Origin of the sequence: Burkholderia ubonensis (assembly GCF_001718695.1) — a bacterium.
GTDB lineage: Bacteria > Pseudomonadota > Gammaproteobacteria > Burkholderiales > Burkholderiaceae > Burkholderia > Burkholderia ubonensis_B.
Map to the genome: position 1 here is coordinate 358,932 of NZ_CP013420.1, position 21,781 is coordinate 380,712.

Below are 21,781 nucleotides of genomic sequence, written 5' to 3' on the forward strand. Positions count from 1 at the left end.
GAGAGTTGTATTTGGGAGAATTGGATGAAAATCGCAAAAAACACCGTCGTGTCGGTCGCTTACAAGCTGTCGGATGCGCAAGGCAATCTGATCGAGGAAAGCGACGAGCCGATGGTCTATCTGCACGGCGGCTATGATGGCACGTTCCCCAAGATCGAGGAACAGCTCGACGGCCAGGAGCCGGGTTACCAGGCGCAGATCCAGCTGGAGCCGCAGGACGCGTTCGGCGACTACGACCCCGAACTCGTGAAGATCGAGCCGCGCGACCGTTTTCCCGAGCCGATCGAAGTTGGCATGCAGTTCGAGGGCACGCCTGAGGACGGCGACGAAGAGATCGACTCGCTGATCTACACGGTCACCGACATCGCGGAAGACAAGGTCGTGCTCGACGGCAACCATCCGCTCGCCGGCATGGCGCTGCGTTTCTCGCTGACCGTGAAGGACGTCCGCGAAGCCACCGAGGACGAAATCGAGCATGAGCACGCGCATGGCGCGGAAGGGCTCGAAATCGTCGACGAGGATGAGGACGACGAGGACGGCGAGCCGTCAGGGCGCACGCTGCACTGAGCTGGCGGGCGCGCCTTGCGTCGGAGCCGTGAAGTAGGGCGCCGGCGCGGGGCCTGATGCGTCATTCGGCGCCCTGCTGTCGCCCGGCAGCGGCGGCGCGACCGACGAGGCGTCCGGCAGCGCCGGCAGGGCCGGGATCTCCGGCATCTGCGGGAGCGGGACATCGTCGTGCGGTGCGGCCGGCAAGGCCGGCGGCACCGGCAGGTTTTTCGGCACGTCCTGCAGGCTGATGTTGAACAGCGTCTGCCGCGCCGGCGACACGCCGACCTTCACCCATTGAATTGCAGGCTGGCGCGGTCCGATCGCGACGCGTGTCAGATTGCCTACGAGTTCCCCATTGTCGGTACGCAGCGGACGGTCGATGGCAAAGCCGTTCGCCAGCGGTTCGCCGCTCGCGTGCATCACGAGTATCGGGCCGCGGAACGTGGCGGCCGCCTTGACCAGGGAACGCTTCAGTTCGCGGAAACCGTCGCGCACGCGCGGGCGGTTGAAGCGCAGCCACGCGAAGCGTTCGGCGCGCTCGTAGCGGTCGAACTTCGGGTCGCCTTCGAAGATCACGACCAGCGCGCGCGCGTCGCGCCGCTTCGCGTATTCGGCCGCATGGTCGATCCAGAAGCCGTTCGCGACGATGCGATCCTCGAACTCGCCGTTGCGGCCGCCGGCCGTCAGGAAGTGATTGTTCGGCGCGGGGGCGTTGAGCGCGACGAACACGATGTCGTCGCGCACCCATCGCGCGTTCTCGCGATACGGCCGGAAACGCGCGACTTCGCTCTCGCGCGTGATCTGCAGCGTGCCCGGATCGGGCAGCGCCGCACCGGCGAGCAACGTCTGCCGCAGGAAGTCGAGTCGTTCGACCGGATCGTAGCCGCCTCCCGCCGCCGTGTTGCAGGTGACCCAGTCGTCATGGCCGGGCACGAATACGAGCGGCACGCGCGACGCGTCGAGAATTGCGCCGCGCTGCGTGTACAGCGCGTCACGGCACGCTTCCTTGGCTCCCTTGAGATCCCCCGCGTACACGACGAACGCGAGGTTGCGCTCGCGCGCCATCGCCTCGAGCATCCGCTGTGCGGCGACCTCGTCCGCAGGCGACGCGATCACGCCGGAGACGACCGCGAACGAATAGGGCGCGCCGGCGCGCTTCGCGGGCGCAGCCTGGGCGAGCGCGCCGGAAAGTGCGAGCGCCGCCGCGGCGAGCGCGGCGGCTGCGTGCGTGAGCCGGCCGGCCACCGCGCGCTTACGCGTGCCCGTCGGCATCGTGCGACTGGGCGAGCGCGCGCAGCTCGTACAGCAGGTCGAGCGCTTCGCGCGGTTTCAGGTCGTCGGGGTCGATGTCACGCAGTTTTTCGAGCGCAGGGTGGGGCGCGCTCGGCGTTGCCGGCGCGTCCGCGCATTCGAGATCGTCGGCAGCCGGCTGCATGCTGAACAGGTCGAGCTGCGGCGTGTGCTGCGCGGCCGACTGCTGCTCGAGGTAAGCGAGATGCTTGCGCGCCGCACGGATCACCGGCGCCGGAACGCCTGCAAGCTGCGCGACCTGCAGCCCGTAGCTCTGGTTGGCGGGACCTTCGTTGACCGCGTGCAGGAACACGATGCCGTGACCGTGTTCGACCGCCGACAGGTGGACGTTGGCCGCATGCGGGAATTCGGCCGGCAGCTGCGTCAGTTCGAAGTAGTGCGTCGCGAACAGCGTGTAGCAGCCGTTGTGCGCGAGCAGGTGCCGCGCGATCGCCCACGCGAGCGCGAGGCCATCGAACGTCGACGTGCCGCGGCCGATTTCATCCATCAGCACGAGGCTTTGCGGCGTCGCGTCGTTGAGGATCGCCGCCGCCTCGGTCATCTCGACCATGAACGTCGAGCGGCCGCCGGCGAGATCGTCCGCCGCGCCGATGCGCGTGAAGATCCGGTCGATCGGGCCGAAGCACGCGGACTTCGCCGGCACGTAGCTGCCGACATAGGCCATCAGTGCGATCAGCGCGGTCTGCCGCATGAACGTCGACTTGCCGCCCATGTTCGGGCCGGTGATCAGCAGCAGCTTGCGTTCCGTGCCGAGCTTGCAGTCGTTCGCGATGAACTGCTCGACCTGCGCCTCGACGACCGGATGCCGGCCTTGCTCGATGTCGATGCCGATCTCGTCGGTGAACGTGGGGGCGACCCAGTCGAGCGCGCGGGCGCGCTCGGCGAACGCGGCGAGCAGGTCGAGTTCCGCGAGTGCGGACGCGACGCGCTGGCATTCGGGGATGAACCGCAGCAGCGCCTGCAGCACCGCGTCGTACAGCGCGCGTTCGCGCGCGAGCGCCCGTTCCTGCGCGGACAGCGCCTTGTCCTCGAAGGTCTTCAGCTCGGGCGTGATGTAGCGCTCGGCGTTCTTCAGCGTCTGGCGGCGACGGTAGTCGTCCGGCACCTTGTCGGTCTGCCCGCGCGTGACTTCGATGTAGAAGCCGTGCACCTTGTTGTACTCGACCCGCAGATTCGCGATGCCGGTGCGGGCGCGTTCGCGTGCTTCGAGGTCGATCAGGAACTGGCCGCAGTTTTCCGAGATGTCGCGCAGCTCGTCGAGCTCCGCATCGTAGCCGCGCGCGATCACGCCGCCGTCGCGCACCATTGCCGCCGGCTCGGGGGCGATCGCGTTCGTCAGCAGGTCCAGGCATTCGGCGGGCGGCGCCAGCGCGGCATCGAGGCGCGCGAGCGCGTCCGCGTTGCCGGCGACCGGGCTGATGCGCTCGCGCAGCGCCGGCAGCGCGGCGAACGTGTCGCGCAGGCTCGACAGGTCGCGCGGCCGCGCGGAGAGCAGCGCGAGGCGGCCGGTGATCCGTTCGACGTCGGCGATCTGGCGCAGCGCGCTGCGCAGCGCATCGAGGCTCGCGTTCGCGGGCGCGTCGAGCAGCGCGCCGATCGCCTGCTGGCGCGACTGCGCGGCGACGCACGCGCGCGGCGGATGGTGCAGCCAGTGGCGCAGCAGGCGGCTGCCCATCGTCGTGCAGCAGGTATCGAGCAGCGAATACAGCGTCGGCGATTCGGTGCCGCGCAGCGTTTCGGTCAGCTCGAGGTTGCGGCGCGTGGACGGATCGAGCCCGATGTATTCGGTTTCGTTCTCGACCTTCAGGCTGCGCACGTGCCGCAGCTGCTGGCCTTGCGTGGCCGCCGCATACAGGAGCAGCGCGCCCGCGGCGCCGCAGGCGCTCGTCAGCGAGTGCGCGCCGAAGCCGTCGAGGCTCGCGACGTCGAGCTGGTCGCACAGGCGCTGCGTGCCCGCCGCGATGTCGAAATGCCAGGCCGGCACGCGCTTGAGCGCACCCGCGCCGGCGGGCATCGCGTCAGCCGATGCGTCGGCCGCGAGAATCTCGGCCGGACGGATGCGTTCCAGCGCGGCGCCGAGCTGGTCGGGCTCGATCTCCGCGAGGCGCAGCGCGCCGCTCGCGAGGTTGAGCCACGCGAGGCCGATGTTGACCGCGACGCCGCGCTTGTTGTGGCCCGTGCACATCGCGAGCAGGTAGACGTCGGTCTTGTCGGACAGCAGCGCGGCGTCGGTCAGCGTGCCCGGCGTGACGACGCGCACGACCTTGCGTTCGACGGGGCCCTTCGACGTGGCCGGATCGCCGATCTGTTCGCAGATCGCGACCGATTCGCCCATCTTGACGAGCTTCGCGAGGTACTGCTCGACCGCGTGGTGCGGCACGCCGGCCATCCGGATCGGATTGCCGCCCGATGCGCCGCGCTGCGTCAGGGTCAGGTCGAGCAGGCGCGCGGCTTTTTCCGCATCCTCGAAGAACAGCTCGTAGAAGTCGCCCATCCGGTAGAAGACGAGCGTGTCGGGGTGGTCGGCCTTGATGCGCAGGTATTGCTGCATCATCGGCGTGACGGTTGCGGGTGCTGCTGCGGGTTGCGTGCTCATGTGACCGGGGAAAAGTTGCTTTGGCCGCCCGAGTTTACCAGTGGGCAGGACCCAGCCGCTCGAAGTTCGCCATCCGGCCAGTTTTGTCGGCGGTGGCGAGAGACCGCTGCGTGCCAGGAAGAGACACTCGACGGAGAGAGCAAAACTATTGACGATCGCTCATCGCCGATGGCGAGCTCGACAACGTTCTTGGAATCCTGGCAACGGCGTCGCGTCCCCGAGACATCCCACCATGATGTCGTCAAAGCACGAGGTTGTATGAAATCGACGCGGTGCGTGTACGACTTCCAGGCAGTCGAGGTTGAAGGCGAAGCTGATGGGCGCGGGCCGCCACGGTGATCGCCAACCTCACTGTTGCTCGTCGTAGCGCAACCGATTGTCATGAATCGCCGCACGATGAGCGCTTGCCCATTCTGCGAGTTGATGGACGGAATCCGCGAGGGATCGTCCGAGCTCGGTCAACGCATAGTCAACCTGCGGAGGCCGCGAGACGCGGACCGAGCGCTCGACCATTCCGTCTCGCTCCAGCGTCTTTAAGGTGCGCGTCAACATCTGCTGCGAGATGCCCGACACGATCCGCTTGATTTCATTGAAACGTCGTGGCTGGTCGCAAAGCGCGACCACGACCTGCATCGTCCACTTTTCACCGATCTGATTGAAGATTTCGCTGACACCGCTGCAGTTACGTGGGTTGTCGGGCGGCGCGGTCATATCCATATGACTTGGTCCTGAAAATATGCGTTTTCGGCGGATGGTCACATGCCAGATACTTTGGTTTCCATTCCGTCCTCCAAGTGTTCCGACAATATCATGAAGCTTTTCTATCATCCGGGTGCCTGCAGTCTCGCTGTTCATATTGCCTTGATTGAAGCAGGCATGTCCTTCGAACTCGTTAGCATCAACCGCGACAAACGTACTGCAGATGGCCGCGATTTGCTCACCCTCAATCCGTACGGATTCATCCCGACGCTCGAGTTGGACGATGGTAACGTGCTGGGCGAAGCGTTGGCCAATCTCGTCTATATCGCCGAGAACACCGGACGCTTACTTCCGAAAAGCGGGCTCGATCGCTGGCGTTCAATCGAAGCAGTGTCGTTCATGGCAACTGAACTCCACGGTGGCTTCAAGCCGCTGTGGAAGCGTGCCCCTGAGGCCGAGCAAACCGCGGCGAAGCAACTCTTGACCAAACGTTTTGCGGAGCTTGCTGCACGGCTTGGTGACAAGCCGTTTGTCACTGGCGGGCAGATATCTATCGCCGACCCTTATCTGTTCGTCATGTTGAGATGGGCGAGAACGTACGACATCGACGTGCCGAAGCAATTCGATGCCTATTTTGAGCGCATGCAGGAGCGGCCGTCGATTCAGCAGGCGCTGACCGAGGAAGGGCTGGCCTAAAGCCGCGAAGAGCCAAGAAGTGAGCCTCAAGACAGCTATCGAGGGCTCCGACGCACGTGGATCGATTCACAAATCAGAATTAATGTGCCAATATGACCCGCATGGAACTCCGTAACGTCCCGAACCAATCTTGTCATCATCACGGTCGTCCCCCGATGCGCCGTGGTTCGTTACGTCCATAGCAGGACATCCGGGATTGCAGTTCCCCTTCCTGTACAAACGACCAAGGCGCCTACGGCGCCTTTTTTATTTTTTACCCCGAGGAGGACTCTCATGACAATGATTCGCGGAACACGCTTCATCGTCGGCAAGGAAGCCGCGCAAATCCGCGCGCTGGAAAGCCAATTCCGGAGCTATCTTCATTAACGTCGGAGCAGAGGAGGCGATTGTTCCGGCGTTGTGGTCGCAAGATACATTCATTCAAAAAGCCGGGGGCAGCGAGATCATCGGCCAGATGTGGGCCTTTCCCGACAAGAAGGGGCGTGCTTGCTGCCTGATTCCCGAGGCAACGGCACTGTTTCAGGAACGATGCGGCGAGCTACTGGGCCGACAACGGGAGCGGATGTTGTTTTATATCGCTCGATGCTACCGCTATGAACGACCTCAAGCCGGTCGCTATCGCGAATTCTCCCAACTAGGATTCGAGTATCTATCCCCCAATCCGGAATCCGCGGTCAAACGCAGCCAGGAGGTAGCGATCGGCTTTTTCGATTCACTCGGCCTTCGCTATGAAACCGATGATTCGGCCCGCAGAGGCCTCAGCTACTATCTGAACGGTCGGGGCTTCGAAATGCGCTGTACCGAACTCGGCGCACAACAGCAAGTGGTTGGTGGCGGCGCCTATCGGGAGGGAGCCGGTTTCGGCATCGGCGCTGAACGACTGTTGTTGGCGATGACCGCTCAGGGGCTTGTGTAGTGACGTCCAATGCCGAGGCGGCTTGCGGCTCGGGACAGTCGCAAGCTCCATATCGCCGGCTAAATGTAAATTTGCAGTGGACTCGCACGGCACATCGACCGGTCGCTTCGTGACTCATTGAAGGACCGCAATAGGGCGGCTACGGCTGGACGCATCGGGCGGATTCTGCCCAATATCGGACCTTGGATCGACGGGACCGAATCGGCGACAATCTAATGAAGCCATGTGAAACATCGACACAGGGGGCGCTGGTGTCCATCAATGGAAGCGAAACGGAAGGCACATTTCCAACGCTAACAACTTCCCGGCTGTCGTTGCGGGAGGTTTTGCCCAGCGACGCACCGTCGCTGTTCGCTGTGCATGGCGACGCTGAGGGTATGCGCTGGTTCGGTACCGATCCAATGACCGATATAGCACAGGCCGACAAGCTGGTTCAGGTATTTGCCGACTGGCGGCGCAGTGGCTCTGGCGTCCGTTGGGCCGTCGAGAGACTTTCGGACGGGCTTCTACTTGGTACGTGCGGCCTCTTCCGATGGAATAGAAAGTGGCGAAGTTGCGTCGTCGGCTATGAGTTGGCTACGTTTGCGCGTGGCAACGGATACATGCGCGAAGCGCTTTGTGCCGCGATCGATTACGGTTTCGACGTGATGCAGATAAACCGCATCGAAGCCCAGGTTCACCCCCAGAACGCAGCCTCCATACAAGTGCTGGAGACGCTGGGCTTCGTCCGTGAAGGCTATCAGCGCCAAGCGGGGTACTGGCGTGATGCCTATCACGATCTCCTGCAGTTTTCGTTGTTACGTTCTGATTGCGTACGTCGTGGCTAACGTGCTGGTCGAAATCCTCTGCTTCGCCATATGAGCGCTCGCATCCGAGCGAACCGGCTGACCGCTCCGAATCGTTAATGGCCCGTCCAAAAGAGCGCGGGGCGTGAGTTTCAGCGTAGCTTTGTGTACCAGGCGTCGGCAGATAAGGCGCAGGTACTGCTGCATCATCGGAATGGCTGTTGCAGGTGCTGCAGCGGGGTGTGCGTTCATGTGACCGGGAAAAGTTGCTTTGGCTGCCTGAGTTTGCCGGTGGGCTGGTTCGGGCCGCTCGAAGTGCGCCATCCGGCCAGTTGTGGTCACTCGGTGCCAATTTCCGAATCATTAAAATCGGCTGCGGTTACTCGTTCGATATGACGAATTTTCCTATGAAGCCTATCCTGATTGACCTCCCCGACGCGATACATAGCGAGCGATTAACCATCCGTGCGCCTCGCCTGGGCGATGGTCGAAAAGTCTTCGAGGCGACGGTCGAATCGCTTGATGCGTTGAGAGAATTCCCGGCGTCGTTGCCGTGGGCGCTGGAAGACCCGTCGATAGAAGCATCAGAGTTTTTCTGCAGAACAGGGGCCTCTAATTACATCGCCCGACGTGATTTTCCATTGCTTTTTTTGCTTCGGGAATCCGACACATTGATCGGCTGCGGAGGACTTCACAAGCCCCGTTGGACAGCGAGGACCTTTGAGGTCGGTTGGTGGGGGCGAACTGCTTTTACCGGACAAGGCTTGATCACTGAGGCGGTCAGAACCATACTGGATTTTGCATTCTCGTCATTGGCGGCACATCGGGTCGAGGCTTTGCCAGATGACCTCAACGAAAAAAGCTGGCGACTATGCGAGCGCGTCGGGATGGATTTCGAAGGTATTCTCCGTCACGAACGGATTGCGCCGGATGGCGTGCTTCGAAACTCCCGCATGTATTCGAAAATCTCGTGCTAACAGTGTCGAACTGACTGCGTTCAGATACGGCGCAGGTACAGCTGCATCTTTGGGGGGCCACCAAAGGCTCCGACCGACAAGCACGAAGTTCGCCATTCGGCCAGTTGCGCGCATTCAGTGCGGGGCGCTTCCGGTCTGTCGACATCGCGTCGGATCGCATACGATTCCACGGCGTGAACAACCGAGCAGGAGATCAGCGATGGAAGTCTTTTGGACGTTGAAGAGCATCCCCGAGCTGGCGAATCTGTCGGCGCGCGACAGGCGCGTCAACTGGCGACGCGCGTATTTCCGTAGCTGGCGCCATTGGCAGACATGGGCAGGTTTGCTCGCGTGCGCCCTATGCGCGGCACTTGGGGCCGGGCTCGGCGCAACGGCGGGGCACCCGGTCGCGGGAGCGGCTGTCGGAGGCGCCGTGGGCGGATTCGTCTTCGGGCAAGCTGTGGTCCGAGTCGCGCGCGCCCATTACAGCAACGTGCTGCTCGGTCTTGACGATTAGCCGGATGACCGCGGCGGTGGTTCCACTGCGTGAGATCGCCGGCGATTACCGCACCGACGCCCGCATGACCGTTCGCTTGCCGCTTGACCGAGTGTCGTGCGTATCGACCGACGATGGCCGACCGTCGAAAGTGCGAGCGCGGCGGTTGACGTAACCGCCGCACGACGCACGCTCACGGAACGCGAACGTTCCGCTGGATCATTGGAGCAGGGCCGCGACGGCATGACGATCGACTCGGCGCCGCAGCCATCGCGCGCCGAGCCTGCCGCCGACGTCAGGACGCCTGCTTCGACATCAGGTCGAGCGCCAGCGCCTGCGCGACTTCGATCCCGTCGATGGCCGCCGAGTAGATGCCGCCCGCATACCCGGCGCCTTCGCCGGCCGGATACAGACCTTCGACGTTCACGCTCTGGTAATCGTCCTTGCGCCGAATGCGGATCGGCGACGACGTGCGCGTCTCCACGCCGGTGAGCACCGCATCGTGCATCGCGAAGCCGGCGATCTTTTTGTCGATCTGCGGCAGCGCTTCCCGAATCGCTTCGATCACGTAGTCGGGCAGCGCAGTGCTGAGATCGGTCGGCCGCACGCCCGGCTTGTACGACGGCACGACGGAGCCGAGCGACGTCGACGGCCGGCCCGCGATGAAATCGCCGACCAGCTGGCCCGGTGCGCTGTAATCGCCGCCGCCGAGCTCGAACGCGCGTTCCTCCCATTTGCGCTGGAACGCGATGCCCGCGAGCGGGCCGCCCGGATAGTCTTCCGGCGTGATGCCGACGACGATCCCCGCGTTCGCGTTGCGCTCGGCGCGCGAATACTGGCTCATGCCGTTGGTGACCACGCGGCCGGGCTCGGAGGTCGCCGCGACGACCGTGCCGCCCGGGCACATGCAGAAGCTGTACACCGCGCGCCCGTTGCTGCAGTGATGGACCACCTTGTAATCGGCCGCGCCGAGCTGCTTGTGGCCCGCGAACTTGCCGAACCGGCTGCGGTCGATCAAGCCCTGCGGATGCTCGATCCGGAAGCCGAGCGAGAACGGCTTCGCCTCGATGAACACGCCGCGATCGTGCAGCATCTGGAACGTGTCGCGCGCGCTGTGGCCGACGGCCAGCACCACGTGATCGCAGCGCAGCGTTTCGCCGTTCGACAGCTTCAGCGCACGAACCTTGCCCTGCTCGATGTCGATGTCCTCGACGCGGGTTTCGAAGCGCACTTCGCCGCCGAGCGCATGGATCGTCGCGCGCATCTTTTCCACCATGCTGACGAGGCGGAACGTGCCGATGTGCGGCCGGCTCAGATACAGGATGTCCTCCGGCGCGCCAGCCTTGACGAACTCGTCGAGCACCTTGCGGCCGTAGTGATGCGGATCCTTGATCTGGCTGTACAGCTTGCCGTCCGAGAACGTGCCGGCGCCGCCTTCGCCGAACTGCACGTTGGACTCGGGATTGAGGACGCTCTTGCGCCACAGTCCGAACGTGTCCTTGGTGCGCTCGCGCACGGCCTTGCCGCGCTCGAGGATGATCGGGCGAAAGCCCATCTGCGCGAGGATCAGCCCGGCAAAGAGCCCGCACGGCCCCATGCCGATCACGACCGGGCGCAGGAAGTTGCCGTGCTCGGGCGCCTTCGTCACGAAGCGGTACGTCATGTCGGGCGTGACGCCGCAATGCGGCGTGCCGGCGAGTCGCGGCAGCACGGCCGCTTCGTCCTTGACCTCGACATCGACGATGTAGGTGAGCTTGATGTCGGCGCGCTTGCGCGCATCGTGCGCACGGCGGAACACCGTGTAGCGCAGAAGCCCGTCTGCCGGCACGCCGAGCTCGTCGAGGCGCGCGCGGATGGCGGCCTCGAGAGCGCTCTCGGGGTGGTCGAGCGGGAGTTTGATTTCGCTTAGCCGTAACATGAGTATTCGGATACGGTCGCCACGAAGCCGTGGCGGTGTTGAAACAGGCGAGAGCCGGCGCGCAGGCGAGGCGGTGGCGCGAAAAGCCGCGCCGTGCGGGCGCGGCCCGAGCTTACTCCGCGGCCGGCTGCAGGCGGCTGTAGCGGTTCAGGATCGGGATCATCTGGGCGTAGACCTTCGGGTTCGCCGCGACGATCTCATGACGATGCAGGAAGTCGGCTTCACCCATGTAGTTGCCGACGAGGCCGCCGGCTTCGGTGATCAGCAGGCTGCCGGCCGCCATGTCCCATACGTTGATGCCCTGCTCGAAGAAGCCGTCGAGGCGGCCGGCGGCGACGTTCGCGAGGTCGAGCGCCGCGGCGCCCGGGCGGCGCAGGCCCGTGCAGGCCTGCGTCATCTCGGTGAACAGGCGCGCGTACGCGTCGAGGCCGTCCTTCTCGCGGAACGGGAAGCCGGTGCCGATCAGCGACTCCGACAGGCGGTCGCGGCGGCCGACCCGGATGCGGCGGTCGTTCAGGTACGCGCCGCGGCCGCGCGTGGCGGTGAACAGGTCGTTTTTATTGGGGTCGTAGACGACGGCCTGCGTGACGACGCCCTTGTGTGCGAGCGCGATCGACACGCAATAGTACGGGAAGCCGTGGATGAAGTTGGTCGTGCCGTCGAGCGGATCGATGATCCACTGGAATTCGGATTCGTTGCCGGATTCGCCCGATTCTTCCGCGAGGATCGCGTGATCGGGGTAGGCGGTCTTCAGCGTCTCGATGATCGCGTCTTCGGCGGCCTTGTCCACTTCGGTGACGAAGTCGTTCTGCTGCTTCTTGCGGATCTCGATCAGGTCGAGATCGAGGGAGGCGCGATTGATGATCTGTCCGGCGCGGCGCGCAGCCTTGACAGCGATGTTGAGCATGGGATGCATGAGCCTGGATCCTGTAGCCGGCGGCAGGTGGCCGCCACGAAAGTGGAACAACCCGCCCGCAACGGCGCAGGCGCGCGTGGGCGAGGTGAGACGCGAATTGACAAAGAGCGGGCACGACCCGCGCCGCCTGGGCGGCGCGTAAGGGCATGATTTTACCCGACTTTCGGCCCGTTTAGGCGACGGGAGTGCGGGGAAACCCCACTGGCCGTCCGGACAGGTGGGTTTGGCCCTGCGTTGGCGATACCATACGGCCATTCTGATTATCGAGTCGTACCGTGTTGGAAACCTTGGAGAACGCCGCGCCGTGCGCATCGGGCGCGGCACAGCCGTCGGGGCCGCTGCGCGGCGGCTTTACGTCAACCCGCTTCGTGCTCGTCGAGCCGAGCCATCCCGGCAACGTCGGCGCTGCCGCGCGCGCGCTGAAGACGATGGGCTTCTCGCGGCTCGTGCTGGTCGCGCCGCGCGTGCCGCACGTGCAGAGCGACCCCGAGGCGATCGCGATGGCGAGCGGCGCGGACGACGTGCTCGCGTCCGCGCATGTCGTGCCGACGCTCGGCGACGCGCTGTCCGGCGTCCACTGGTCGATCGCGCTGACCGCGCGCACGCGCGAGTACGGCCCGCCGCGGCTCGCGCCGCGCGCGGCCGCCGAGCAGGCCTGCGCGCAGGTCGGCACGGGCGACATTGCGCTCGTGTTCGGCAACGAGCGCACCGGCCTCGCGAACGAGCACGTCGACCAGTGCAGCGCGCTCGCGCATATTCCGGCGAACCCGGCGTACAGCTCGCTCAACCTCGCGCAGGCGGTGCAGGTGCTGGCCTACGAGCTGCGGATCGCGTTCCTCGAGCGCGCGAGCGCATCGTTGCCGCAGCCGGAAGCCGGCACGCTCGCGCAGAGCGACGAGATCGAGCGGATGTACGTGCACCTCGAGAACGCGCTGATCGCGCTCGATTTTCTCGACCCGCGCAATCCGAAGAAATTGATGCCGCGGCTGCGGCGCCTGTTCGCGCGCACCGGGCTGGAGCGGGAGGAGGTGAACATCCTGCGCGGCATCGCGAAGCACATCCTGCTGAAATCACGCACGCCGGACCGCGACGCCTGACGCGCCGCGGGGCCGCGGCGCGAATACCCGCGCCGGCGCCGGGGAGAAATGCGCGACGTCGTGCGGGCGTGTGCGACTCGCCCTAAAATCGCCGAACGTCATATACAAAGCAGCCGGCGCGATAAAGCCGGCCATTGCCGGCGGTGCGCGCCGGCCCTTTCCCCAGATCAGACCATGTTCACGAGACTGCGCGAAGACGTTGCGACGATTCGCGAGCGGGACCCCGCCGCTCGCAGTGCCTGGGAAGTGCTGACCTGTTATCCAGGGCTGCATGCGCTGATGCTGCACCGCTTCGCGCACGCGTGCTGGCGCGCGAGGCGCTACTGGCTCGCGCGTTTCGCGTCGCAGGTCGGCCGGTTCCTGACCGGCATCGAGATCCACCCCGGCGCGACGATCGGCCGGCGCGTGTTCATCGATCACGGGATGGGCGTCGTGATCGGCGAGACGGCGATCGTCGGCGACGACTGCACGATCTACCAGGGCGTGACGCTGGGCGGCACGTCGCTCACGCGCGGCGCGAAGCGTCACCCGACGCTCGAGGCCGGGGTGATCGTCGGCGCGGGCGCGAAAGTGCTCGGCGGTTTCACGATCGGCGCGGGCGCGAAGATCGGCTCGAATGCGGTGGTCGTGAAGCCGGTGCCGGCGGGCGGCACGGCGGTCGGCAACCCGGCGCGCGTCGTGATGCCGGCGCAGCCGAAGCCGCAACCCGAGCGCGCGGCGTTCTGCGCATACGGCATCACGCCGAATGCGGACGATCCGATGTCGCTCGCGATTCACGGGCTGATCGATCACGCGGCGAAGGAAAGCCGGCGCGTCGACGAAATCGTCGCGGCGCTCGAGCGGCTCGGCACGCATCTGGAAACGCTGCAGGGCGCCGATGCGGCGCGCCTCGACCTGCGCCGCCTGTCGGCGGTGCTGGAAGGCAAGGCGGTCGAGCGCGAGTCCTGAGCGGCGGGGTGTTGCCGCGGGGGGCGGCCTGCCGGGCCTGCGGCCGTCAGTCGAGCGGCATCGCGCGGATGCCTTCGGCATCGACGCGCAGATAGCCGCCGCGCGGCATCCCGTGATCGAGATCCCAGTCCGGCAGCACCCAGCGCACGCCGTTGGGTTCGAGATGGCGCGCGGGGCGATGCGTATGGCCGTGGATCATGACGCTCGCGCGGCTCTGCCTGAACAGCGCGGCCACGCCTTCGCGCGTGACGTCGTAGATCGGCGAGGCGGGGCGCATCCGGCCGGCTTCGCTCTTCGCGCGCATGCGTTGCGCGAGCGCGCGGCGCCAGCGGAACGGCCACGCGAGAAACAGCCACTGCGCGAGGCGGTTGCGCGCGAAGCGCCGGAACACCTGATAGCCGACGTCGGCGGTGCACTGCGCGTCGCCGTGCGCGAGCACGATGCGCTGGCCGAACGCCATGATCAGCGCCGGATCGGGCAGCAGCATCGCGCCGGCCGCCTTCATGAAGCGCTTGCCGAGCAGGAAGTCGCGGTTGCCGTGCATCACGTAGAGCGCGATGCCGCGCGCGGAGAGCGTATGCAGCAGCGCGGCCATGCGCTTGACGAACGGATCGTCGTCGAGCATGTCGTCGCCGATCCAGTATTCGAACAGGTCGCCGAGAATGAAGACCGAGTCGGCGCTGTCCGCGGTGTATGCCACGAAATGCTCGAACGCTGCGACCGTCTTCGGGATCGCGTCGCTCAGATGCAGATCGGACAGGAACAGAAACGGGCGTGCGGCCTGCGCGTATTCGCGCTCGCCCGGCACGCCCGCGGAGACGCTTCGCGGCGGAGTCTCCTGCAACATCGAAGTGCCTCCGTATACGCTCGTCAGACGACGACGGCCTTCTCGATCACGACGTCGTCGGTCGGGACGTCCTGATGGAAGCCTGCGTTGCCCGTCTTCACGGCCTTGATCTTGTCGACCACGTCCTGGCCTTCGACGACCTTGCCGAACACCGCGTAGCCCCAGCCTTGCGGCGTCGGCGACGAGTGGTTCAGGAAATCGTTGTCGTTCACGTTGATGAAGAACTGGGCGGTCGCCGAGTGCGGGTCGTTGGTGCGCGCCATCGCGATCGTGTACGTGTCGTTCTTCAGGCCGTTGTTCGCCTCGTTGTCGATCGGCGCGTCCGTCGGCTTCTGCTTCAGGCCCGGCTCGAAGCCGCCGCCCTGGATCATGAAGCCGTTGATCACGCGGTGGAACACCGTGCCGTCATAGTGGCCCTTCTTCACGTAGTTCAGGAAGTTCTCGACCGTCTTCGGCGCTTTTTCGGCGTCGAGTTCGAGCTTGATCACGCCGTGGTTCGTGTGCAGTTCAACCATGATGAATTCCTTCGATAGGGCGGTTTAAATGGCACGCGGCCGGTCGTGCGACGCGGCCGCGTGAGTCGCCGGAAACGGGGTCCGGCTGGATTTACTTCGAGACGACGCTCGCCGATTCGATCAGGACGGCCTGTTCCGGCACGTCGCGCATCGGGCCGCGCACCGTCGTCGGCACCGCTTCGATCTTCTTCACGACGTCGAGGCCCGATACGACCTTGCCGAACACCGCGTAGCCGTTGCCGTCCGGGTTCGGGTAGTCGAGGCCGCCGTTGTCCACCGTATTGATGAAGAACTGCGCAGTCGCCGAATTCGGGTCGCTCGTGCGCGCCATCGCGATCGTGCCGAGCGTGTTCTTCAGACCATTGCGGCTCTCGAGCGGGATCGGCGCGCGCGTCGGCTTCTCGTCGAAGTTGGCCTTGTAGCCGCCGCCCTGGATCATGAAGCCCTTGATCACGCGATGGAAGATCGTGCCGTTGTACTGGCCGGCCTTCACGTAGTCGAGGAAGTTGGCGACCGTCTTCGGCGCCTTCTCCGGGTACAGCTCGACGCGAATGTCGCCCTGCGAGGTCTTCAGCTGCACGACGGGGTGCGCAGCGGCCGTTTGCGCGAACGCGGGTGCGGTCGCGAGGAGGGCGGCGCCGCCAAGCGCCAGCAACAGACGTTTCATTGCGATCCTCTGGTTGGATGGGTGGAGTGCCAGGGTGGGTGGAGCGCCGCGTGCCGCTTACTGCGACGGCGCGACGTAGGGTGCCGTCATTGCGCCGGACGGGCCGCCGAACTGGAACGTCGGCGACAGCGGCAGCGTGGTGGTGGTCACGTTCGCGGCCGCGCGGTCCGAGTACGCGCGCGTCGACGGTGCGGCGGCGCGCGCGCCCGGGGCGGCCTTCGGCGGCGTGATGATCTTCTGCAGGTCGGCGAGGCGCTGTGCGGTCGGGCCGCTCGTGCGGCCGAGCGATTGCGCGCGCTTGTACGATTCGGCCGCGAGCCGCAGGTACAGGTCGCCGAGATTCTCGTACGCGAGCGTGTAGCTCGGGTTGGTCTGGGTCGCGGTGACGAGCGCCGAGCGCGCTTCGTCGTAGCGGCCGTGCTTCGCATAGAGCGCCGCGAGATTGTTGTACGGCTCGGGCAGTTCGGGGTAGGCCTGGGTGATCGCGACGAACTGCTGGATCGCGTCGTCGTCGCGGTTCAGGCGCGCGAGCACGGTGCCGCGCTTGAACTGGGCCTGCACGTCGTGCGGGTTCGCGGCGATGCGCGCGTCGAGCTGCGCGAGCGCCTGTTTCCACTGCTTGCCGGCGATCGACGAGTCGATCTCGGGGGTGCCGTCGGCCCGTGGGCGGGCCCTTCTGCGCGTGGGCCGCGGCGGCAGGCAGAAACGTCAGCGCGACGCCCATGACGGCGGTCGCAACGAGGGTCGCAGCGCTCTGCGCGCGGCCGCGGGGAGATTTCATAGGCGTAAATCGGAATGTTATACTCCGAGCCATTCTAACAAAACGTCTGCGCGTTCCGGCGAGCCGCAGACAGTCTTTCTTTGCCTCTCGTGGCCGTCACCGCTGTGCTTGCAGCCTGACCGCTCCATGTGATATCGAGGACGCGCGGCACGATGCCGCGGCGGCGGCTCGATCGTTTCGCATGCAGGGCGAGTATCGCCATGGCGGTTCCCTTCGGCTCACGGTTCATCTCTATGGAATCACTGCGCATCTACAACACGCTCGCGCGTGACAAGCAAGTTTTCGTGCCGCGCCAGCCCGGCGAGGTGCGGATGTACGTATGCGGAATCACCGTCTACGACTATTGTCACGTGGGCCATGCGCGCATGCTGGTCGTGTTCGACCTCGTGCAGCGCTGGCTGCGTGCGATCGGCTACCGGGTCACGTACGTGCGCAACATCACCGACATCGACGACAAGATCATCCGCCGCGCGGTCGAGAACGGCGAGACGATCAAGTCGCTGACCGACCGTTTCATCGCCGCGATGCACGAGGACGAGAATGCGCTCGGCATCCAGCGCCCGGACATCGAGCCGCGCGCGACCCACTTCATTCCGCAGATGCTCGGGATGATCGAGACGCTCGAGGCGAACGGCTACGCGTATCAGGCGAATGACGGCGACGTCAATTATTCGGTGCGCAAGTTCGCGAACTACGGGAAGCTGTCGGGCAAGTCGCTCGACGACCTGCGCGCGGGCGAGCGCGTCGCCGCGAACGACGCGAAGGAAGACCCGCTCGATTTCGTGCTGTGGAAGCGCGCGAAGCCGGAGGATCCGGAAGGCGCGTCGTGGGATTCGAAGTACGGCGCGGGCCGGCCCGGCTGGCACATCGAGTGCTCGGCGATGGGCTGCACGCTGCTCGGCGAGCATTTCGACATCCACGGCGGCGGGCAGGACCTGCAGTTCCCGCACCACGAGAACGAGATTGCGCAGAGCGAGGGCGCGACCGGCCAGACGTTCGTCAACTACTGGATTCACAACGGCTTCGTGCAGGTCGACAACGAGAAGATGTCGAAGTCGCTCGGCAACTTCTTCACGATCCGCGACGTGCTGGAGCAGTACGACGCCGAAGTCGTGCGCTTCTTCATCGTGCGCACGCATTACCGTTCGCCGCTCAACTACAGCGACGTGCATCTCGACGATGCGCGCGCGGCGCTGACGCGGCTCTATACCGCCTTGAAGGACGTCGCGCCGGATGCGGCCGCGCTCGACTGGAACGAGCCGCACGCGCAGCGCTTCGCGGCCGCGATGAACGACGATTTCAACACGTCGCTCGCGGTGTCCGTGCTGTTCGAGCTGGCGGGTGAAGTGAACCGCACGCGCGACGCGGCGCTGGCGCGCCAGCTGAAGCAGCTGGCGGCACTGTTGGGATTGCTCGGCCGCGAGCCGCGCGCGTTCCTGCAGCAGGCGGCTGGCGCCGCGCAGGAAGGCGCGCTGGCGGCCGACGAGATCGAAGCGAGGATCGCCGCGCGCGGCGCGGCGAAACGTGCGAAGGACTATGCCGAAGCGGACCGGATCCGGGCGGAACTGCTCGAAGCCGGTGTCGCGCTTGAAGACAAACCGGGCGGGTCGACCGAATGGCGTCGCGTATGAGCGCGCAGCGTTCCACTGACCGATTCGTCAGGTAGGAGGCAAGATGGCAACGGCCAGAAAAGCGCCGGTCAAGCGCGCGACGCACGTCGCTGCGCGTCCGGCAGCCAAGCGTGCGCCGGCGGCGAAGGCGGACGCGAAGCGCGTCGCGCCGAACGGCGCTGCGCTCAACGGTCATGCGAAGCCGGTGCGCGCGAAAGGCGTCGACCCGGCTCAGCCGGAAACCACGTCGGCGGCTACCGACACTGCTCGCAAGGTGCGCGCATCCGACGATGCGGGCAGCGCCGACGTCGTGCGTCCCGCTTACTGGGACAAGGCATGCGCGGATCTCGTCAAGCGCGACCGCATCATGAAGAAGCTGATCCCGAAGTTCGGCCCCGCGCATCTCGTCAAGCGCGGCGACCCGTTCGTCACGCTCGCGCGCTCGGTGGTCGGCCAGCAGATCTCGGTGGCGTCCGCGCAGTCGGTGTGGGCGAGCATCGAGGCGGCCAGCCCGAAGCTTGCGCCGCAGCAGGTGATCAAGCTCGGTCCGGACAAGCTGATCGCGTGCGGGTTGTCGAAGCGCAAGACGGAGTACATTCTCGACGTCGCGCAGCACTTCGTGTCGGGCGCGCTGCACGTCGACAAGTGGACGTCGATGGACGACGAGGACGTGATCGCGGAGCTCACGCAGATCCGCGGCATCAGCCGCTGGACGGCGGAGATGTTCCTGATCTTCAACCTGTCGCGTCCGGACGTGCTGCCGCTCGACGATCCCGGCCTGATCCGCGCGATCAGCGTCAATTATTTCAGCGGGGAGCCGGTCACGCGCAGCGAGGCGCGGGAAGTGGCGGCCAACTGGGAACCATGGCGCACCGTCGCGACCTGGTACATGTGGCGCAGCCTGGACTCGCTGGACGCCGGGGCCTGATCGGGGCTATCGGGTTTTAAACATCAATAGTTGAGAACCGGTTTTGAGCGTCGCGCGCGCGGGTAGAATACGCGCTGCCGCAAGACCCAAGGATTCGAACACATGAAAACCACGTTTCTGGATTTCGAACAGCCGATCGCCGAACTCGAGGCCAAGATCGAAGAGCTGCGCTTCGTGCAGGACGATTCGGCTGTCGATATCTCGGAAGAAATCGAGCGGCTGTCGAAGAAGAGCCAGCAACTGACGAAGGACCTGTACGCGAACCTGTCGCCGTGGCAGGTGTCGCAGATCGCGCGGCATCCGCAGCGTCCGTACACGCTCGACTACGTCGCGGAGCTGTTTACCGATTTTCACGAGCTGCATGGCGACCGCGCATTCGCGGACGACCTGTCGATCGTCGGCGGCCTCGCGCGCTTCGGCGGCCATCCGTGCATGGTGATCGGCCACCAGAAGGGGCGCGACACGAAGGAGCGCGCGGCGCGCAACTTCGGGATGCCGCGTCCGGAAGGCTATCGCAAGGCCGAGCGCCTGATGCGGCTCGCCGAGAAATTCGGCCTGCCGATCTTCACGTTCGTCGATACGCCGGGCGCGTATCCGGGCATCGGCGCGGAAGAGCGCGGCCAGTCGGAAGCGATCGGCCGCAACCTGTACGTGATGGCCGAGCTGAAGACGCCGATCATCACGACCGTGATCGGCGAGGGCGGCTCGGGCGGCGCGCTCGCGATCGCCGTGGCCGACACCGTGATGATGCTGCAGTTCTCGACCTATTCGGTGATCTCGCCGGAAGGCTGCGCGTCGATCCTGTGGAAGAGCGCAGCGAAGGCGCCCGAGGCGGCCGAGGCGCTGGGCCTGACCGCGCACCGCCTGAAGGCGCTCGGCCTGATCGACAAGATCATCAACGAGCCGCTCGGCGGCGCGCATCGCGATCCGAAGGGCATGGCCGCGCTGCTGCGCCGTGCGCTCGCCGATTCGCTGCGCCAGTTCCAGGGCATGAGCATCGATGCGCTGCGCGAGCGCCGCTTCGAACGCCTGATGGCCTACGGCAAGTTCAAGGAAACCACGCCGGGCGCATGACCCGCGTGTTCACATCGCGCGCCGTCCGGCGCGCGTCCCTCACGTGATTCCTCCAACCGAATTCCGCGCCGACCGCGTCGTCCTCGATGCGGTCGGCGCGGCGCTTTCCGGGCTGCCGGCCGATGCGCGCATCGCGATCGCGTACAGCGGCGGGCTCGACTCGTCGGTGCTGCTGGACGCGGCCGTGCGCGTCGCGGGCGCATCGCGCTGCATCGCGCTGCATGTCCACCATGGGCTGAGCGCGAATGCCGACGCCTGGGTCGCATACGCGCAGGCGACCGCGGAGCGGCTCGGGGTCACGTTCGAATCGGAGCGGGTCGACGTGCCGCGCAACAGCGGCGCCGGGATCGAGGCGAGCGCGCGGGAGAGCCGCTACGCGGCGCTCGACGCAATGTGCGAGCGGCACGGCGCGGCCGTGCTGTGGCTGGCGCAGCACGCCGACGATCAGGCCGAGACGGTGCTGCTGCAGCTGCTGCGCGGCGCGGGCATCGCCGGGATCGCCGCGATGGCGCCGCGCTACCGTCCTGGCGGCGCGCGCGTCGAGCGCGTGCGTCCGCTGCTGCGGCTGCTGCGCGCGCAGCTCGAGCGCTATGCGGTGCAGCGCGAGCTCGCGTGGATCGACGACGAATCGAACCAGGACACGCGCTTTGCGCGCAATGCGCTGCGGGTCGACGTGCTGCCGGCGCTCGCCGTGCACTTTCCGGGCTTTCGCGATGCGCTCGGCCGGGCCGCGCAGCATGCGGCGTCGGCGCAGCGCCTGCTCGACGATCTGGCGGAACTGGATTTCGCCGGCGCCGCGCGCGACGACGGGCGCGCGCTGTCGCGCAGCGCGCTGGTCGCGCTCGACGATGCGCGCGGCGCGAACCTGCTGCGTTTCTGGATGCGCAGGCTCGGCCTGCCGGGCGCGTCGGCTGCGCGGCTCGCCGACATGATGCGGCAGTTGCGCGACGCGCACGACGCCCATGCGCTGCGCGTCGATCACGCGGGGCAGTGCCTGCGGCTGTATCGGGATGCCGTCTCCTGGGAAGCGGGCGACAGAGGCGACCCGGCCGACGACGGCAGCGGCGCGCCGCGCCCCGAATGCACGTGCGCGTGGAGCGGGCAGGAGGTCTGGCACCTGCCGGCTTGGCGCGGCACGTTCGTGTTCGCGCCGGCCGCGCCCGGCGACGCGGACGCGGTGCCCGACGCGCTGCTGCGCGCCGCGCCGCTCGCCGCACGGGCTCGCGCGGGCGGCGAGCGGATGCGCACGGCGCCCGGCGGGCCGGGCCGCACGCTGAAGAACCTGTTTCAGGAGCGCGGCGTGCCTTCGTGGCAGCGCGACGTGCCGCTGCTGTTCGCGGGCGACCGGCTGCTCTTCGTGCCGCGGCTCGGCGTGAACCACGATGGCGGGGACGTCGATGGCGGCGGCGCATGGCGCCGGATCGAATGGCGGCCCGACCTGCTGATCGCGTGACGGGCGCCGAGGCGCGGGGCGAT

At 66.2% G+C, this 21,781-nt stretch carries 20 protein-coding genes and 1 pseudogene; 12 read left to right on the forward strand and 9 right to left on the reverse strand.

Annotated elements, in window-relative coordinates; all coding sequences use genetic code 11:
* The first annotated feature begins 24 nt into the window (after positions 1 to 24).
* On the forward strand, positions 25 to 567 hold the full coding sequence (locus tag WJ35_RS01640) for an FKBP-type peptidyl-prolyl cis-trans isomerase (protein WP_042584350.1): 543 nt from the start codon (positions 25 to 27) through the stop codon (positions 565 to 567).
* On the opposite strand, the gene WJ35_RS01645 is transcribed toward WJ35_RS01640, so the two are convergent.
* The 3 genes from WJ35_RS01645 to WJ35_RS01655 all read right to left on the reverse strand — a co-directional run bounded on the left by WJ35_RS01645 (position 547) and on the right by WJ35_RS01655 (position 5,173).
* Positions 547 to 1,821, reverse strand: a complete 1,275-nt coding sequence (locus WJ35_RS01645; protein WP_060238289.1) for a hypothetical protein — start codon at positions 1,819 to 1,821, stop codon at positions 547 to 549. The genes WJ35_RS01640 and WJ35_RS01645 overlap by 21 nt on opposite strands.
* Positions 1,802 to 4,456, reverse strand: coding sequence for a DNA mismatch repair protein MutS (gene mutS / locus WJ35_RS01650; RefSeq protein WP_069238650.1), 2,655 nt, complete (start codon positions 4,454 to 4,456; stop codon positions 1,802 to 1,804). The genes WJ35_RS01645 and mutS overlap by 20 nt, the downstream gene beginning before the upstream one ends.
* A gap of 348 nt (positions 4,457 to 4,804) precedes the next feature.
* Positions 4,805 to 5,173: a winged helix-turn-helix transcriptional regulator gene (locus WJ35_RS01655; RefSeq protein ID WP_046428337.1), complete on the reverse strand. Its 369-nt coding sequence runs from the start codon at positions 5,171 to 5,173 to the stop codon at positions 4,805 to 4,807.
* A gap of 42 nt (positions 5,174 to 5,215) precedes the next feature.
* On the opposite strand from WJ35_RS01655, the gene WJ35_RS01660 reads away from it, so the two are divergent.
* The 5 genes from WJ35_RS01660 to WJ35_RS01675 all read left to right on the forward strand — a co-directional run bounded on the left by WJ35_RS01660 (position 5,216) and on the right by WJ35_RS01675 (position 9,025).
* On the forward strand, positions 5,216 to 5,851 hold the full coding sequence (locus WJ35_RS01660) for a glutathione S-transferase C-terminal domain-containing protein (RefSeq protein WP_226097961.1): 636 nt from the start codon (positions 5,216 to 5,218) through the stop codon (positions 5,849 to 5,851).
* A gap of 397 nt (positions 5,852 to 6,248) precedes the next feature.
* Positions 6,249 to 6,767: an ATP phosphoribosyltransferase regulatory subunit gene (locus tag WJ35_RS01665; protein WP_230459664.1), complete on the forward strand. Its 519-nt coding sequence runs from the start codon at positions 6,249 to 6,251 to the stop codon at positions 6,765 to 6,767.
* A 251-nt stretch (positions 6,768 to 7,018) separates the two neighbouring features.
* Complete coding sequence (locus WJ35_RS01670) at positions 7,019 to 7,594, forward strand: GNAT family N-acetyltransferase (protein WP_059668759.1); 576 nt, start codon at positions 7,019 to 7,021, stop codon at positions 7,592 to 7,594.
* Between the two features lie 185 nt (positions 7,595 to 7,779).
* Complete coding sequence (locus WJ35_RS29380; protein WP_224024516.1) at positions 7,780 to 8,529, forward strand: GNAT family N-acetyltransferase; 750 nt, start codon at positions 7,780 to 7,782, stop codon at positions 8,527 to 8,529.
* A 199-nt stretch (positions 8,530 to 8,728) separates the two neighbouring features.
* Positions 8,729 to 9,025 (forward strand): hypothetical protein, encoded by a 297-nt coding sequence (locus tag WJ35_RS01675; RefSeq protein WP_059580769.1) that lies wholly within the window; start codon positions 8,729 to 8,731, stop codon positions 9,023 to 9,025.
* A 274-nt stretch (positions 9,026 to 9,299) separates the two neighbouring features.
* Here the strand turns inward: WJ35_RS01675 and WJ35_RS01680 are convergent, their stop codons facing one another.
* Positions 9,300 to 10,922: an NAD(P)/FAD-dependent oxidoreductase gene (locus tag WJ35_RS01680; protein ID WP_059457921.1), complete on the reverse strand. Its 1,623-nt coding sequence runs from the start codon at positions 10,920 to 10,922 to the stop codon at positions 9,300 to 9,302.
* Between the two features lie 112 nt (positions 10,923 to 11,034).
* Positions 11,035 to 11,838, reverse strand: a complete 804-nt coding sequence (locus tag WJ35_RS01685) for an inositol monophosphatase family protein (protein ID WP_010092001.1) — start codon at positions 11,836 to 11,838, stop codon at positions 11,035 to 11,037.
* A gap of 278 nt (positions 11,839 to 12,116) precedes the next feature.
* On the opposite strand from WJ35_RS01685, the gene WJ35_RS01690 reads away from it, so the two are divergent.
* Together WJ35_RS01690 and cysE are read left to right on the forward strand one after the other, a co-directional pair.
* A complete protein-coding gene (locus WJ35_RS01690) occupies positions 12,117 to 12,935 on the forward strand; it encodes an RNA methyltransferase (protein WP_060238299.1) in 819 nt (272 codons plus the stop codon).
* A 174-nt stretch (positions 12,936 to 13,109) separates the two neighbouring features.
* Positions 13,110 to 13,883: a serine O-acetyltransferase gene (gene cysE / locus WJ35_RS01695; protein ID WP_010092003.1), complete on the forward strand. Its 774-nt coding sequence runs from the start codon at positions 13,110 to 13,112 to the stop codon at positions 13,881 to 13,883.
* 46 nt (positions 13,884 to 13,929) lie between these two features.
* Here the strand turns inward: cysE and WJ35_RS01700 are convergent, their stop codons facing one another.
* The 4 genes and pseudogenes from WJ35_RS01700 to WJ35_RS01715 form a co-directional block, all read right to left on the reverse strand.
* Positions 13,930 to 14,730: a UDP-2,3-diacylglucosamine diphosphatase gene (locus WJ35_RS01700; protein WP_060238302.1), complete on the reverse strand. Its 801-nt coding sequence runs from the start codon at positions 14,728 to 14,730 to the stop codon at positions 13,930 to 13,932.
* 23 nt (positions 14,731 to 14,753) lie between these two features.
* Positions 14,754 to 15,245 carry a peptidylprolyl isomerase gene (locus WJ35_RS01705; protein ID WP_010092005.1) on the reverse strand — a complete coding sequence of 164 codons (492 nt, stop codon included), beginning with the start codon at positions 15,243 to 15,245 and terminating at the stop codon, positions 14,754 to 14,756.
* Positions 15,246 to 15,336: 91 nt separating this feature from the next.
* Entirely contained in the window at positions 15,337 to 15,912 is a 576-nt protein-coding gene (locus tag WJ35_RS01710; RefSeq protein ID WP_010092006.1) for a peptidylprolyl isomerase, read from the reverse strand.
* Between the two features lie 57 nt (positions 15,913 to 15,969).
* A pseudogene (locus WJ35_RS01715) lies at positions 15,970 to 16,636 on the reverse strand (tetratricopeptide repeat protein).
* A 290-nt stretch (positions 16,637 to 16,926) separates the two neighbouring features.
* Between WJ35_RS01715 and cysS the strand changes: the two are divergent.
* The 4 genes from cysS (at position 16,927) to tilS (ending at position 21,758) form a co-directional block, all read left to right on the forward strand.
* Complete coding sequence (gene cysS, locus WJ35_RS01720; protein WP_060238304.1) at positions 16,927 to 18,324, forward strand: cysteine--tRNA ligase; 1,398 nt, start codon at positions 16,927 to 16,929, stop codon at positions 18,322 to 18,324.
* A 43-nt stretch (positions 18,325 to 18,367) separates the two neighbouring features.
* A complete protein-coding gene (locus WJ35_RS01725) occupies positions 18,368 to 19,231 on the forward strand; it encodes a DNA-3-methyladenine glycosylase family protein (protein WP_069238651.1) in 864 nt (287 codons plus the stop codon).
* Positions 19,232 to 19,333: 102 nt separating this feature from the next.
* On the forward strand, positions 19,334 to 20,305 hold the full coding sequence (locus WJ35_RS01730) for an acetyl-CoA carboxylase carboxyltransferase subunit alpha (RefSeq protein ID WP_006478433.1): 972 nt from the start codon (positions 19,334 to 19,336) through the stop codon (positions 20,303 to 20,305).
* A gap of 43 nt (positions 20,306 to 20,348) precedes the next feature.
* The gene (tilS, locus tag WJ35_RS01735; protein WP_069238652.1) at positions 20,349 to 21,758 is read left to right on the forward strand and encodes a tRNA lysidine(34) synthetase TilS; all 1,410 of its coding nucleotides are present in this window, start codon (positions 20,349 to 20,351) and stop codon (positions 21,756 to 21,758) included.
* Positions 21,759 to 21,781: the final 23 nt, after the last annotated feature.